At 39.1% G+C, this 14,738-nt stretch carries 9 protein-coding genes and 1 pseudogene; 7 read left to right on the top strand and 3 right to left on the bottom strand.

Annotation, left to right across the window (positions count from 1 at the left end):
* Positions 1-498: 498 nt before the first annotated feature.
* The 4 genes from AC6IZ0_RS04075 to AC6IZ0_RS04060 all read left to right on the top strand — a co-directional run bounded on the left by AC6IZ0_RS04075 (position 499) and on the right by AC6IZ0_RS04060 (position 7,011).
* Positions 499-1,320, top strand: coding sequence for a transcription factor RcaD (locus AC6IZ0_RS04075; protein ID WP_497725188.1), 822 nt, complete (start codon positions 499-501; stop codon positions 1,318-1,320).
* Between the two features lie 46 nt (positions 1,321-1,366).
* A complete protein-coding gene (locus tag AC6IZ0_RS04070; RefSeq protein WP_497725187.1) occupies positions 1,367-3,460 on the top strand; it encodes a P-loop NTPase family protein in 2,094 nt (697 codons plus the stop codon).
* A gap of 5 nt (positions 3,461-3,465) precedes the next feature.
* Positions 3,466-6,009, top strand: coding sequence for a DNA translocase FtsK (locus tag AC6IZ0_RS04065; RefSeq protein ID WP_497725186.1), 2,544 nt, complete (start codon positions 3,466-3,468; stop codon positions 6,007-6,009).
* A 117-nt stretch (positions 6,010-6,126) separates the two neighbouring features.
* Positions 6,127-7,011, top strand: coding sequence for a ParA family protein (locus AC6IZ0_RS04060; RefSeq protein ID WP_497725185.1), 885 nt, complete (start codon positions 6,127-6,129; stop codon positions 7,009-7,011).
* A gap of 69 nt (positions 7,012-7,080) precedes the next feature.
* Here AC6IZ0_RS04060 and ileS read toward each other — a convergent pair whose 3' ends face one another.
* Positions 7,081-10,329: an isoleucine--tRNA ligase gene (ileS, locus tag AC6IZ0_RS04055; RefSeq protein ID WP_497725184.1), complete on the bottom strand. Its 3,249-nt coding sequence runs from the start codon at positions 10,327-10,329 to the stop codon at positions 7,081-7,083.
* Between the two features lie 151 nt (positions 10,330-10,480).
* Here ileS and AC6IZ0_RS04050 point away from each other — a divergent pair, with 151 nt between their 5' ends.
* From AC6IZ0_RS04050 to AC6IZ0_RS04040, 3 genes are all read left to right on the top strand, one after another.
* The gene (locus AC6IZ0_RS04050; RefSeq protein ID WP_497725183.1) at positions 10,481-10,780 is read left to right on the top strand and encodes a type II toxin-antitoxin system HigB family toxin; all 300 of its coding nucleotides are present in this window, start codon (positions 10,481-10,483) and stop codon (positions 10,778-10,780) included.
* Between the two features lie 159 nt (positions 10,781-10,939).
* The gene (locus tag AC6IZ0_RS04045; protein ID WP_271734590.1) at positions 10,940-11,338 is read left to right on the top strand and encodes a helix-turn-helix domain-containing protein; all 399 of its coding nucleotides are present in this window, start codon (positions 10,940-10,942) and stop codon (positions 11,336-11,338) included.
* A 378-nt stretch (positions 11,339-11,716) separates the two neighbouring features.
* Positions 11,717-12,844, top strand: coding sequence for a three-Cys-motif partner protein TcmP (locus AC6IZ0_RS04040; protein ID WP_497725182.1), 1,128 nt, complete (start codon positions 11,717-11,719; stop codon positions 12,842-12,844).
* On the opposite strand, the gene AC6IZ0_RS04035 is transcribed toward AC6IZ0_RS04040, so the two are convergent.
* Entirely contained in the window at positions 12,834-13,610 is a 777-nt protein-coding gene (locus AC6IZ0_RS04035; RefSeq protein WP_497725181.1) for a DUF5131 family protein, read from the bottom strand. The genes AC6IZ0_RS04040 and AC6IZ0_RS04035 overlap by 11 nt on opposite strands.
* 400 nt (positions 13,611-14,010) lie before the next feature.
* Positions 14,011-14,728, bottom strand: a pseudogene (locus AC6IZ0_RS04030) (Ycf66 family protein).
* Between the last annotated feature and the right edge of the window lie 10 nt (positions 14,729-14,738).

Raw genomic sequence — 14,738 nt, 5'->3', positions numbered from 1 at the left:
TTCAAGCTCCTCAATCATGAAACTAACTTTGAATAAGCAGCAACTATTGCCCATAGGTTCCTTGAATATGTACGTACGTATATTTGACTGCTATACTATTTCTTTAAGGTAACACAAAATAGGGTTCTCAGAAGTTTGGTAAATATAATCTTACAATATTTGTAAATTGTATATTGAAGGTTTTCTACTGGCGATTATTCAGGTGTAGCGATGTGCTTCCATACTATTCAAACTTTAAACTTGTTTACGATCATTGACTTCTACCTTTGGTTATGGGTTTACATATATGTCTAATTACCAACCATGCTCTTACTGATAGCACACTGTTAAATTAGTTTAATTTTTCATAACTAATCCCTCCAAACCCAGAATACACAAGGCGGACTTGATATCAAAGGCTCAGAAGTATTTTTTACCTATACTCCCAGATAACTGAGACTGAATGTTATAATATGTACTGTCAATTTTTCTAGGAAATAGCAAATCAGGCTGACAGGTATGGATACTAATGAGTTAAAGTTTCTGTTAAAATTGCTCGGATGTATAAATTATCGAGCCAGCCTGACTAGTAGTGGTTTTAAAGGTAGTAAACGAACTTGCCAGAGTTTAGGCGATCGCGAGCTGGTAGACTATTCTCGTGAGATTGCTAGCGTTAAAATTCTCCCCCCCGGTCAAGCACTGCTCAAACTCGATTTAACTCAAGTTCCCATTCCACCCAAAGAACTCAAAGTACTACAGAAGATTGCTCAAACATCCGGTAAAATCGCCCCCAGTAAAATCACCTCACTCAAAGCTGCTGAACGAGACACCGTACTACAAACCCTGAATGACCGTGGTTTGATTGCAATTGAACTCAAAATCAAAACAACAAAATCTCAAGTGTGGCTAACTGAAAGAGGAATGGATTTCTTACGGGATGAATACACCCCCACAGGAACGGCAAATATTAGCCTAGACTTACTCAATAATTACCTCCGGTTTTTGCGCAAGCATTTACGCGGTAATGTAGCTGTAGCGGAAATTACTACTGCAAAAACAACTCTTAATTTTACTGATGAAGATATTTTACAGATTATTCAACAGTTAGATAAAGAACTAGGTACAAGGAATTACTTACCCATTTTTCACTTACGTCAGAAGTTACAACCGCCACTGTCACGAGATGAACTAGACCAGGCGCTGTATCGTTTGCAAAAAACTGACAAAATTGAATTGAGTTCATTGTTAGATCCTACACGGTACACCACAGAACAAATTAATGCAGGTATTCCGCAAAACGTTGGTGGTTCCTTGTTCTTTATAATTGTGAACAACCAATAGATACATTAGTTTATCAATCCAGTTCGCTCCCTCACCTGAATCAATTATGGCATCTATTAACGACATTATTAAACGCGAAGTTAACCCCTTTGACTTAGTAAATTTGAGGACGGGTAATTTTTGGGGTCAAAGTCAAGAGTTAAACTCTATGGTTGAGTCAATCCATCAAGAAGTAATCACAGAAACTGAAAACCTGCTGAATTTAGTAGTTAAAGATAATAGTAGTCGGACAATTTTACTTATAGGTGATTCTGGTTCCGGTAAAAGCTATCTTTTAGGTAGAGTCAAACGTCAACTCAACCCAAAGGCTTTTTTTGCTTATATAACTCCCTGGGTAGATGATAATTATATTTGGCGTCATATCTTACGAGCTACCGTTGATAGTTTAATTCAGGTACCAGATGGACAGCAAGAATCTCAACTAATTCTGTGGCTGAAAAATTTATCAGCCTTCACTCAAGGAAACTTAAAAAATAAACCATTTAATGATAGTATTTGGCAATTATTGCTAAATGATCGTCAAAAATTTATTAAACAACTGAAAAGAAAGTATCAAACTGCTGGTATTTACAACCCAGATCATTATTTTGGAGTTCTACATGACCTCACAGATCCAGAACTTTATCCCCTCGCTTGCGAGTGGTTGAGAGGTGATGACTTAAGTGAAGAATCAATGCAGACTTTAAGAGTTAAGCAATGTATTGACACAGAAGATGCAGCCAAGCAGATTTTGGCTAACTTTGGTAAAATATCCACCGCTACTCAGCCCATTGTTTTATGTTTTGATCAGGTAGAAAGTATACCCAATTTCTTATCTAATCCGCAATCCATATTTAGGGTAAACACTACTATTCATAATGAAAATATCTACAATTTTCTCATAATAATTACCTTAGTGTTAGATCCTTGGAAGCAAACGCGGGATCATATTCCCGAATCTGACCGAGCGAGAATCGATAGAGAAATATTCCTAAAACAGATTGACCTCAAACAAGCGGAAGCACTGTGGTACTACCAGTTACAAACAATATATCAACAAGCCCAACCCCAGCCGGAATCACCTATTTTTCCCTTAAATATTCAATTATTAGAGAAAAATTTCCCCGGTGGTAAAACTAATCCCCGAAATGCGTTAATCTTGGGAAGGTCAGAGTACCAAAAATATAAAGTTTCCCTTTTGAATATTGGACAAACTATATTAATTGACCTACCACAACAGCCACAAAAACAGCCCATAAATTTTAAAGTCAGAAAGAATGATTTTTCTGGGAGCTTCGATTCTGAGGAGAAAGATCGGGCGGAATTTCAATTATTATGGCAACAAGAATATAAAAAGTATCAAGGGAAATTGAGTAAAATTTCCTTATTGTCATCTCCTGAGTTAGTGCGGATGCTGCAAGAAGCATTAGAAGCATTACAATTGCAGTCCGTAAAATCTAAAATGATTGCAGGTAAATATGCGAGCTATTCCTTGAGTTATCAACATCGTGGTAGTAGACAAAAAATAGGTGTTGTATGGACAGAAGATTCTAACATGATGAATTTCTTCCATGTAATGAACGCCTGTGATAAAGCAGTTCAGCAAAATCTATGTCAGAAACTTGTCCTAATTAGAATTAGTAATGTAGGAAAACCACAACTGAAATCTTATGAGATCTATAGCCAGATTTTTAACAATACTCAACATATTCACATTAAACCGACTATTCAATCAGTGCATCACTTAGCTACCTACCATTCTTTAGTTAATTCGGCACTTTGCCAAGAATTATTTATTGGAAATAAAAACATTAATTTACAGACATTACAAAGCTTTATCCGTGATTGTAAAGTGTTGCACAAATGTGTTTTACTACAAGATTTAGGAATTATTACCAAACCTCAACCTAATGATGATAGCAACTTTAATAGAAATGCTAAACAAGATTTCAGGCCAATCAAAGAGTTTTTATTAAATGTCATCACAACCCAGGGTTTGATGGGTGTCCCTATCCTAATTTCCCAAGCAGCAAGTCAGTTTCCCAATCTCAAAGAAACTGAAACCCACCTATTAATTGATTTATTATGTCAGGAAAGGAAAGTAAAAATTCTCAACCCGGAGGCTAAAGTAAAAGACCAATTGATTTGTTTACTTAATTAAAGTTAATGCAGTACCTCACAGACCCAGGCGAAATTAAATATGTAATATCTGAGTTAGCATCTACAAAACTCCTATGGGTAGATACAGAAATTGCAGATTGGTACACTCAAAATCCCCGGTTATCCCTAATTCAGGTGTTAGCTGACTCTAGAGATTTAACAGGGGTATCTGCTTATATTCTGGATGTATTAGATCAATATCATTTAGCCACAAAGTTTATTAATCAAATCATGGTTAATTCTAGTATTGAAAAGGTTTTTCACAATGCTAGTTTTGACCTGAGGTATTTAGGGGGAGAACTAGCAACTAATGTTACCTGTACCCTAAAAATAGCCAGAAAAATTACCCGTGAACGTTTGCAAGTTTCTAATTTAAAACTGAAAACCTTAGCATCAGAACTTTGTCACTTTGTCAATGTAGATGCGGAATCAGGAGCAAGCGACTGGGGAATACGCCCCCTGAGCGAAAAGCAATTACAATATGCAGCTATGGATACAGTGTATTTAGCTGCTGTACATCGGAGTTTATTAGATATGGAAAATAATATTTCAGAACCGGTAAAAGAAAGACCTTCTCACCCCTCCTTAAATCCTACTAAGGTGAGAATCGCTTTTGAATGTCCGCGGCTTTTTTATTTAAATCATAAATTTGGCGACTCAGCAATATTTTTACCCCCTGATACTCCTAGAGGTATTGGTAACCACTTTCACAAATTAGCAGATGAGTTGATCAAACTAGCTTTAGTAGAACCTGAATTTCAGACTTTATTTGAGCCAGAATCATACTTGCTAAATATAGAGGAGGTTGCCTCTAGAATGCAAGGAATATTTTATAAATTAATATTTTACCCATACTTAGAAAGAGTAATCCAAAACTACCCTGATACAGTAGTAATTTTATTAAAAGTTTGGGAGGACTTACAGGGACTGATTAAACGCTTTGCACAGTTGTTAATCGCTAATCGTAGTTATTGCGATGGAGAAAGTTTAATTAGTCAGACTTTCATATCTGGAGAATCCAGCCTTGAGCATTACTTTACTTTACCTGATGGCAGACAGCAACGGGTGAGGGGGGAATTTGATTGCTTAGTTTTTAACTTGGCTAAAAAACGTTTGTGTGTGGTAGAATTTAAGACCTATCAGCCTGTAGACCCATCGGCGCAATTAGCCCAGGTTTCACTTTATAGTTATATGCTATGGCAAACTAAAAAGGTGGCTGTGGATGCATCGGTTTATTGTGTTTTACCGGAGTTTAAAGAATATCAATATTCTTGGGAACAGCTAGAAAGTACAATACATCAACTGATTCCCTACAAATTATTACAGATGCAGCAATGGTTGAGTTGGGAACCACCCCAACCCGATGGGCCACCTGTAACAACTCAGGTTCATTTGTGTGAAATTTGTCCCCAGCAGCAAAAGTGTGGGACTTTTTTTAGTGTGGTTCCTGAAAACAGGGACAATCAAGTTACTCAAGATCATACTTGGGAAAATAATAGAGGAGAGTCTGTAAATGCTGATGCTATTGGGGAGGATTTAGTTAATACTCTGCAATCTTTTAAAGTACCTGTGGAGTACCAGGGTGCGGCGATTGGTCCAGCTTTTATCAGGGTGAAGCTTAAACCTGATTTAGGTGTAAAAGTCAATGCCATTATGAAATTATCAGCAGATTTACAAGTACACTTGGGTTTAGAACGACCGCCTTTGATTGCTCCCCAAGCTGGTTATGTCAGCATTGATTTACCACGTCCACAGCGTCAAGTTGCTAGATTTGAAACATATATTCAACAGGAATTTTTACCACCCACAGTACCGATAAAAATCGCTATGGGGGTGAGTATAGATGGAGATTTGATAGAGGCTGATTTATCCGATGCGAATACTTGTCACTTTTTGGTAGGTGGTACTACTGGGAGCGGTAAAAGTGAGTTTTTGCGATCGCTCCTCTTAAGTTTACTATATCATCATTCTCCCCAACATCTGAAAATTGCACTAGTTGACCCCAAAAGAGTCACATTCCCAGAATTTGAGCAAATCCCCTGGTTATATTCTCCTGTAGTCAAAGACAGCGATCGCGCTGTAGAACTCATGGAAGAATTAGTTACAGAAATGGAATCTCGTTACCACAAATTGGAGAACGCCAGATGTCCTGATTTGATCACCTATAATCAAAATTCGCCCCACCCTTTACCCCGTATTGTCTGCATCTTTGATGAATATGCCGACTTTATGGCAGAAAAAGCAGTCCGTAAAGTATTAGAATTAAGTATAAAACGTTTGGGAGCAATGGCTAGAGCTGCAGGTATACATCTAATTATAGCCACACAGCGCCCAGAAGCGGGTATTGTTACCCCCATTATCCGTTCTAACTTACCGGGAAGAATCGCCCTGCGAACTGCTAGCGAAGCTGACTCAAAAATTGTCCTGGGAGGGACAGAAACATCTGCTGCTTACCTGTTGGGTAAAGGTGATTTGCTTTACCAGATAGGGGCGCAAATGCAGCGACTACAGAGCTTGTATGCTCAAAAGATTTACATACCCTCATTTTAAGCTGTAAAATAAGTTTCCCAAAATATGCCAAAAATATTAACTTTATACAAGTTTTAATTATTGAGTAACAGTGTACCCTACCTAAATATGGGAACGCGTCATCAGAGGAATTCACCAATGGGATATATTATAGCTACTGCAAATATGAAAGGCGGCGTTGGTAAAACCACCCTTACAGTCAACATCGCCACCTGTTTAGCGCAAAATCACGGTAAGCGGGTACTTGTCTTAGATTTAGACAGCCAAATCAGTGCTACACTTAGCATGATGTCTCCTTTAGAGTTTGCTAAACTTCGCAAACACCGCAAAACATTTAGATATTTAATAGACCAAATTATCAACCCTGAACCAGACGCAAAACTGACAATTCATGATATTATCCAAGCTCAGGTTTGTAATCTTCCTGGACTAGATTTATTACCCGGAGATATTGACTTATATGATGAATTTGTTGTGTCAGAAATGCTGCACCAACAAGCAATAGCTTTAGGTGAACAAGATTTTGAAACTGTATGGAATCGCTTTGAAAGAGTCCTGATCAATAATATTTTAAAACCAGTGCGCCAGGAGTATGATTTCATCCTTTTAGATTGTGCGCCGGGCTATAATTTATTAACCCGGAGTGCTTTAGCAGCGAGTGACTTTTACATTCTCCCCGCTAAACCCGAACCCTTATCTGTGGTTGGTATCCAGTTATTAGAACGACGCATCGGTCAATTAAAAGACAGTCACGAACAAGAAGCCAAAATAGATATCAAAATGCTGGGAATTGTCTTTACAATGGCTAGTTCTAATCTTCTCAACGCTAGATATTATCGACAAGTAATGCACCGCGTCATTGAAGACTTTGGTGTAGAACAAATTTGTAAAGCCCAAATACCAGTTGATATGAATGTCGCCAAAGCTGTAGATAGTTTTCTACCTGTAGTTTTAAATGCGCCTCAGTCATCAGGTTCCAAAGCATTTAATCAATTAACTCAGGAATTATTACAGAAATTGTAACGGGATTCGATGGGTTTTACCCCACCCTCAGAGGATGTCTGAGGGTGGGGAGTGAGATTCTGTATTTAATTAAAACTCTCCTGCTAAAGCTGGGATACAACGCTCACACAGTAGGGGGTGTTCTGCTGATTCTCCTACATGGGTAGAATAATTCCAACAGCGATCGCATTTTTTCCCTTCTGCATCTACTACCCCAATTCCCCAGCTATCAGATTGCAAATTGTATTTTAAATTTGCTAATGCTTCTGGAGTCTCTAATAGTTCCACTTGGGAAGTGATAAACAGATAGCGCAGTTCATCAATACCATTACCATTGTCAGAATCCAGTTTTTTCACCAGGGAACGTAATTGATCATCCTTCACGTACAGCAAAACCTTTGCTTCTAGGGAGGAACCAATCATTTTTTCTACCCTAGCTTGTTCTAACACCTTATTCACATCATTGCGAACTTGGCGCAATTCTTGCCAAAATTCCGCTAAATCAGGATTTAACCATTTTTCATCTACCTGTACCCAGCCAGATTCAAACACCGACTTATAGGGTGTATAGTAGGGGATAAATTGCCAGATATCCTCAGCAGTATGACATAAAACCGGAGCGATCGCCCGTGCTAAATTCTCCAAAGCAATTTGCAACACCGTTTGACAACTGCGACGGCGCAAAGAATTAGGCGCACTGATGTATAACCTATCCTTAGCAACATCTAAGTAGAAATTGGATAAATCCACCACACAGAAATTCTGGACAGTTTGGAAAAAGCGGAAGAATTGGAAACTCTCAAAAGCTGTGGTAACTTCTGTAAACACCTCAGTCATCCGGTGTAACATATAGCGGTCAATTTCTGCTAAATCTTCCAGAGCTACTGCGTCCGTTTCCGGGTCAAAATCATGTAAGCTACCCAACAAAAACCGCGCTGTATTGCGAATTTTGTTCCTCACATCAGCCAATTGCTTAATGATATTACTACCCAGACGCACATCAGCAGAATAGTCAACCGAAGACACCCACAAACGCAGTACATCAGCACCATAAGCAGGTTCCTTCTTCTGGTCTTTACCGCCATTGATCACAATTTGCGGGTCAACCACATTCCCCACAGACTTACTCATTTTTCGCCCTTGTTCATCTAAAACAAAGCCGTGAGTCAGTACAGTTTTATAAGGTGCAACACCATTTACAGCTACACTAGTCAACAAACTTGACTGGAACCAACCCCGGTGTTGGTCAGAACCTTCCAAATACATATCAGCAGGATAGCTTAACTCTGGACGTTGTTTAGCCACCGCCGCCCAAGAAGACCCAGAATCAAACCATACATCCATGGTATCAGTACCCTTGCGGTAAGACTTACCATTATGGCGGTAAGACTCCGGTAACAACTCCTCCACCGACATTTCCCACCAAGCATCAGAACCTTTTGCAGCGATAATACCTTGAACGTGCTTGATAGTTTCCTCATTTAGCAGTGCTTCCCCCGTCCCTTGATCATAGAACACCGGGATAGGGACACCCCAGGACCGTTGACGGGAAATACACCAATCAGAACGCTCCGCCACCATGGGCGTAATGCGATTTTCCCCTTGGGCTGGAACCCATTTTACACCAGCGATCGCCTTTAAAGCTGCTTCCCTAAAACCAGCCACCGAAGCGAACCATTGTTCAGTCGCCCGAAAAATTGTAGGTTTTTTTGTCCGCCAATCATAGGGATACTTGTGGGCGTAGGGTTCCTCTTTCAACAAAGAACCAGCAGCAGTCAAAGCATCAATTACCGCCTGATTTCCCTCACCCAAAACATTTAACCCAGCAAAACCACCCGCCTCTGGGGTGAAATTGCCATTGTCATCTACGGGAGCAAGGATAGGTAAACCATAACGCTGACCCACAATATAGTCCTCTTGACCATGACCCGGAGCAGTATGTACTAACCCAGTACCGGACTCAGTGGTAATATAATCACCACCGACGACAACGGGACTTTCGCGGTCAAACAGAGGATGACGATAAGTAGTATGTTCTAAATCTTGCCCCTTAAAGGTAGCCTTCACCGTAAGCCGAGTGGAAAGGGTGGCTGACAGACTTTGTACTAAATCTGCGGCTACGATAAGATATTTGGGAATTTGCTTTGGTTTTACTTGTCTTTCAAGTTCATGTAAAGCTTGAATATAGTCAGCATCTTGACCGAATTTATCTTGTTGAGGTCTGCCTTTTGCTTCCCATATTTCTCTTGCTCTACGTTCAACTTCCTGATGTGTAAATCCGCGTTCAAGTTCATGTAAAGCTTGAATATAGTCAGCATCTTGACCAAATTTATCTTGTTGAGGTCTGCCTTTTGCTTCCCATATTTCTCTTGCTCTACGTTCAACTTCCTGATGTGTAAATCCGCGTTCAAGTTCATGTAAAGCTTGAATATAGTCAGCATCTTGACCAAATTTATCTTGTTGAGGTCTGCCTTTTGCTTCCCATATTTCTCTTGCTCTGCGTTCAATTTCCTGATGCGTAAATTCCTGCTTGGTAGAAACCACAGCATAACTCAAATCACCATTTACCGCCACAGCCAAATTCCCCGGAATAGTCCAAGGGGTCGTAGTCCAAACAGCCACAGACAAATGAGGTAAAAATTCACCCAAAATAGCTTTAGCCGCCTCAGACAGACCCGTTACCGCGAAAGCTGCATAGATACTGCGGGAAACATGACCCTCCGGGTATTCCAACTCCGCCTCAGCTAGAGCAGTTTTAGAACTAGGGCTCCAGTGAACCGGTTTTAAACCGCGATAGATGTATCCTTTTAACACCATATCGCCGAACACCCCAATCTGTGCCGCTTCATATTCCGGCTTCAGAGTCAAATAGGGATGTTCCCAGTTACCCCACACACCGTACCGTTTAAAACATTCCCTTTGGTCATCTACTGTAGCTAAAGCAAACTCTTTCGCCTTTTGTCGCAGTGTCAAAGGCGTTAAATTTTGCCGTTCTGCTGACTTCATGTTTTGCAGAACTTTCAACTCAATAGGAAGACCGTGACAATCCCATCCAGGGACGTATCTAACCTTACGTCCTCTCAGTAATTGGTAGCGGTTAATAATATCTTTGAGAATTTTATTTAAGGCATGACCAATATGCAATGAGCCATTGGCGTAGGGAGGCCCATCATGGAGTATAAATAATTCGCCGGGGTTTTCCTGCGACAGGCGATCGTAAATCTGATTTTCCGCCCAGAATTTTTGAATTTCGGGTTCCCGCTTCATCGCGTTAGCCCGCATCTCAAATTGAGTCTTGGGTAAGTTTACCGTATCTTTGTAGCTTCCAGGTTCTGTCACAGTCTCATGCCTATGATTATATATGCAAGTTATCCCATCAATTATAGAAGATGGGCATGGATACCGAGAAATCACCTTGACAATTAGTTCTCAAAATGAGAACCTAAATTAAGTGAGACAAAAAACATCTACTTTGATATAAACCGGCAAAATGCACCTAATCAGCATTCGCAACTTACGAGCTGATGCTAGTAAATACCCAGATGCAGTAGAACCTATTAACTCTTGGTATCAAGTTGTGAAATCTGCATCATGGCACAAGTTAAATGAAGTTAGACAAGTTTACCCCACAGCAGATGTAGTCAGCAATTTTACAGTATTCAATATTAAAGGTAATGCCTATCGCCTCATTGTGAGTATTGATTATGAAATTCAAACAGTTTATTACAAATATTTTTTAACCCACGCTGAATATAATAAAGATAAATGGAAAAATGACCCTTTCTTTTGAGAACTAGATATAATTATTATATAATAATATATTCGATTGATAAATGTTAACTTTCATACTTACTTTTGTGGATTGAAGTAAGCCATGATACGGGTCGCCGCCGATAACGGGCGAAAATCCTCCTAATGTTGGGTCGCCGCCAAGCGGGCGCAAAGGAATATGACGACTTCTTTTAACAGAATCACTTACAGTCAACTTCTACTAGAGTATCAACCTCAAGTTATCACCACAGAAAAAGAATGCGATCGCGCTTTAAAAACAGTTGAGCAATTAATGGCCTGTAAACAACGTACGCCAGAGCAAACTGCTATACTAGAGCTTTTAGTAACTCTTATTGAAGAATTTGAAAACAAGCAGTATCCCATTGAAGCATCGTCCCCTTGTGCAATTCTGAAGCACTTAATGGATGTTCAGGGAATTAAACAATCTGACTTAGTAGGAATTATTGGCTCGAAAGGAGTTGTTTGCGAAGTTGTCAATGGTAAAAGAGCAATTAGTAAAGGTCAAGCCAAAGCTTTAGGAGAATTTTTTAATGTTTCTCCAGCATTGTTTATCTAGCAGTATAATTAGGTGGGTTTGATACTCCCCACGGCTAGAAGCCGGGTAATTCTTCAAGACTCCACAAATAACCCTTCAATGGTGCTATCAAAGACACCCTACTGCTTCGGCTGAGGTCTAAACCTAGCTTTATTGCTACTTTTCTTAAAATATTAGCTGCAACCTTGGCAACAAGTCAAACTATAGTCATCCTATTTGACTTGAGAAATTATCAGTGAGGAAAGGGAACAGGGAACAGGGAACAGGGAACAGAAATTGTTCATGAATCATTTAGGATTGCTATATATCATATTCAATAATAAACTGCATTATTTTTTATACATCTATTAATAACTTATATATTATAATATTTACTAGTTTGACATAGAGTAATTACGTATGGCTGGTGATTCCTTCTTTGATGAACAGACAGAGCAATCTTTAATCAAAACCAGAATTGTAGAAAAATATTTTTGGGCTTGGGCGAAAGTAATTATACCACATGCAAAAAAAAGAGGTTCTCAAATTGCCTACATCGACCTTTTTGCTGGACCTGGTAGATATGAAAATGGTTCTAAATCAACACCAATCAAAGTTTTAGAAACCGCAATTGCTGACCCAGATATGCGAAATATGCTGAAGACATTATTTAATGATGCTAATTCTCAGCATACTAATTCTCTGCAATCAGCTATCAATGCAATTCCTGGTATTCAAAACTTAAAATATCAACCTAACGTCATCAATTACGAAGTAGGAGAAAATATTGTTCAAACATTTAAACAGCTAAATTTAGTTCCTACATTATTCTTTGTAGATCCTTGGGGATACAAAGGATTGTCATTAGAACTTATCAACTCAGTCGTCAAAAACTGGGGCTGTGATTGCCTTTTCTTTTTTAATTACAATCGGATTAGCATGGGGTTAGGTAATGCATTAGTTGAAGAACATATAAATGCACTATTTGGAAAAACAAGAGCAGATAAACTACGTTTACAACTACAAGCACTCAAACCAGGAGAAAGGGAGTTAACAATCTTAGAGGCTATATGCGAAGCTCTGCAAGAAATGGGTGGTAAGTATGTTTTACCCTTTTGTTTTAAAAATGAAAACGGAAATCGTACAAGCCATCATTTAATTTTCGTCAGTAAGGAATTCAAGGGATATGAAATAATGAAAGAGATAATGGCTAAAGAGAGTTCTGAAGAAAATCAAGGCGTACCATCTTTTGAATATAACCCAGCTACTTCTATACAACCATTGCTGTTTGAACTTAGTCGTCCTCTAGATGAATTAGAACAAATGCTCTTAGATGAATTTGCAGGAAAAACAATCACCATGGAAAAAATTTATCTACAGCATAATGTAGGTAAAGCCTACATTGAAAAGAATTACAAAGCCGCTCTCAAAAATCTCGAATCCCAAGGAAAAATCACAGCAGAACCACCTGCTAATAAAAGACGAAAATACAAAGGAGAAATTACCTTTGGAGATACAGTTAAAGTGACATTTCCACCTAAGCAGTAAGCCCTAAACTTTCTTTTTTAACTCTTAATTTCTGTGGAGATACACCCCATTGCTGATGGTGTTTTTGCCAAGCATTAGGCATTTCATCCCAGATTTTACCATCTAGTAACTTACCACCAGCTTTAGAAGTTCTTCCACCAACTTGCTTAAAGAAAAATGCTACTTCAGCTTTTTGACATTGGTCACGAATATCCTCAGCCCACTCAATTTTCATAGGACGATGTTTTTGTCCTGACTCTCCCCCAACTATAACCCAATCAATATTTTTTAAGTTCAGGTTCAATGAACCTAAAAGTGGTTCACATGAAAGAAACCTGACATTTGCAGCAACTTGACGCAGCAAATCAACGCGGTGGACATAATTTTGATTTTCTACGGATACACCCAACCATATATTTTTATGGAATTGTAAATTAGGTGCTAACTCAACTAAACGTTCAGGTCTTTTTGTTAAGATTTGATATATGTGCCAAGGTGTAGCCTCAATAACTTTGAATACTTTTTGTATAAAATCTAGAGGTACTTCTTCGTGAAAAAGGTCACTCATGGAATTGACAAAAATTCTGCTAGGGGTTCTCCACTTTAAAGGTTCTACCAACCTGTCGGGATGTAAAGTTAAATTAAATCCATTTCTAAAATTATTAGGAAACCGTTTAGTCAAAGCCTCTGCGTAGCAATGTAAACATCCTGGACTAACTTTATCGCACCCAGTTGTGGGATTCCAAGTTTTATCAGTCCACTCAATACCTGTGTGTGTACTAGACATGATTATTTAACCTGATAATTATTAATTTGGCTTAATTATTTTAAATGCTTGTAATTCATCTGTACTATAGTATAGCAGAGTTTTGAATTAAGAAATTACTCTAACTATTTTTTTATACAGGAAGATGAGCCAAAATGAATCAAAATACACCCAAATTACTAGAGGTAGTAGCACTTAAATAAAGTACACATCTTAATATCATAAATCTTGTGGGGTGGGCATCTTGCCCGCCCTTCTACTCAGATGAAATGTGCTGTAAATTAATGATATTATTTGCTTTTAGTTCTCACAAAACTCGATAGTTACCAGTAGCAATAAATTTAAACAAATATTTAAACAAATGAAGTAAAACCCAGCACACGAAAGCTTAGAAGCTTTCATGTTTTGGGTTTAATCCAAGTCAACCAGCTTGATTAGTAGGTGGTATTTGTTCGGACTGGCGCTTCCGCAGGGGGCGCAAGTGCTGCATCCGGTGCAATTTCCTCAGCAGGAAGCGATGGTTTTTCTTCCGTCTCAGGTTGTGCTGCAGCTACCATTTCCGCAGGTGGGGGATTTGGTGGAGTTGGTTCGGGGACTTCCTGGGTTGGAACTTGTTCTGCTGGTGGTGCGTCTGGTGTCACCGCAGTTTTATCAATAATCTCTACTAGAGGTTTCTGGGGTGGTGTAGAGTTGGTCGGCTCCATCTTAGGAGTTTCAGGGGTTTTCTGGGCGATCGCCTCTTGTCCCTTGTCTTGTGCGCCGCTAAATATCTTACTAATACTTTGTTGTACCTGAGCCAGCCTATCTGGGAGAGATAACTTAGTTATTTGCTCCTGAATCCCAGTTTTTATGGTTTCAGCACTGGGGACTGGGGTTTGTGCTGTTTGGGGGGTGACTTGGCGACGTAATGAAAAAGTTTGCCACCCAAACCAAACTAACAGAGCGACGCTAGCTATATGACCCAGTAATAAGCCTCCAGAAATGTGCGGAGCAAACACCCATAACACTAAACCATAGAAAAGTCCCACACCACTCCAGATAAAATCATTTTTACGGTGGATTTCCGGAAACAAGAAAGCTGTTATATAAATGGCTAAACTACCTAGTCCAACCACAAAAGCTAGAATATATGCCAGCATTTTTGGTTAC

This window comes from Anabaenopsis sp. NIES-4685, assembly GCF_059725405.1.
The sequence above is the reverse complement of the archived record's forward strand: the minus strand, read 5'-3'. Positions and strand labels throughout refer to the sequence as shown.